Source organism: Nocardiopsis sp. NPDC006832, assembly GCF_040635885.1.
GTDB lineage: Bacteria > Actinomycetota > Actinomycetes > Streptosporangiales > Streptosporangiaceae > Nocardiopsis.
In genome coordinates this window covers 1-1,553 of the sequence record NZ_JBEYLC010000144.1, presented here as the reverse complement: position 1 = coordinate 1,553, position 1,553 = coordinate 1, and the positions used below count along the sequence as shown (strand labels likewise).

Sequence of the window (1,553 nt, the reverse complement as noted above, 5' to 3'; positions counted from 1 at the left end):
TCGGTCGGTGTCCAGGACAAGCCGTACAACGGCCCACCACCCGACACCAACCCACCAGCCGGCCGCAACACCAACTCATCAACCGACAACACCACCCCACCCGAACCATCCACCAACTCCACCGAAACCGCACCACCACCCACCCACACCACACGCGCCAACACACTCGCCGCACCCGAAGCGAACACCCGCACACCCGACCAGGAAAACGGCAACAACCCCGACCGCAAACCCGGCAAATCCACAAACGACAACACATGCAAAACCGCATCCAACAACGCCGGATGCACCACATGATCACCAGCACGATCCCGCCACCCACGCGGCAACGCCACCTCAGCGATCACCTCACCCTCAGACACCCCACGCCACGCCCGCCGCAACCCACGAAACGCAGGACCATAACCAAAACCCCCCTCCGACAACCGCTCATACAACCCATCCACCGGCAACACCTCAGCACCCTCAGGCACCGAAACATCACCACCACCAACCCCACCGACAACCCCCAAAACCCCCACCGCATGAGCACTCCACCCAGCACCCTCATCACCCACCAACCGCGAATACACCGCCACCCGCGGCCCATCCGCCACACCCCGATCCACCACCACCTGCAACTCCACCTCACCCCGAGGCGGCAACACCAACGGCTGCTGCAACGTCAACTCGGCAACACCCGACAACCCCGACCGCAACGCCACATGCAACGCCACATCCAAAAACGCCGTCCCCGGCAACAACACCTGACCACCCACCGCGTGATCGGCCAACCACCCATGCGAGGACAACGACAACCGACCACTCCACACCGACACCCCGCCCTCGGCCAGCTCCACCACATCCGAAAGCAGACCACCACCACCGGAGTCCAACCAGAACCGCTCACGCTGGAACGCATACGTCGGCAACCCCACCGGCACACGCTCCACACCCACCGAAGCGAAGAACCCGCCCCAATCCACATCCACCCCATGCACCCACAAATCCGCGGCGGCCCCCACCACGGACTCCTCCTCACCACGCCCCCGACGCAGCGCACCCACCAACACCACGTCATCCACAGCGACCCCCTCGGCCGCCACACACTCACCCACCACCGACACCAAACCCGCGTCCGGCCCCACCTCCACGAACCGCGACACACCCTCCCTCACCATCGACCGCACACCATCGGCGAAACGCACCGTCCCACGCACATGACGCACCCAGTACTCAGGCGAGGACAACTCCTCCCCCACCACCACACGCCCCGACACGTTCGACACCACCGAACACCGAGGAACCCCGAACGAAACCCCCTCCAACACCTCACGGAACTCCGCCAACATCGGCTCCATCAACGCCGAATGAAACGCATGACTGACCCGCAAACGCCGAACCCGACACCCCTGACCCGCCAGAACACCCACCACACGCTCCACCGCGGCCTCGGCCCCCGACACCACCACCGACTCAGGACCATTGACCGCGGCCACATCCACACCACCACCACACTCCGCCACCACCGCCAACACACGATCCTCAGCAGCAGAAACCGACACCATCACCCC

At 64.6% G+C, this 1,553-nt stretch carries 1 protein-coding gene; it reads right to left on the bottom strand.

Annotation, left to right across the window (positions count from 1 at the left end; all coding sequences use genetic code 11):
• Nucleotides 1-1,553: polyketide synthase dehydratase domain-containing protein (locus ABZ717_RS28620; protein ID WP_358516393.1), on the bottom strand; the 1,553-nt coding region annotated here is incomplete at both ends.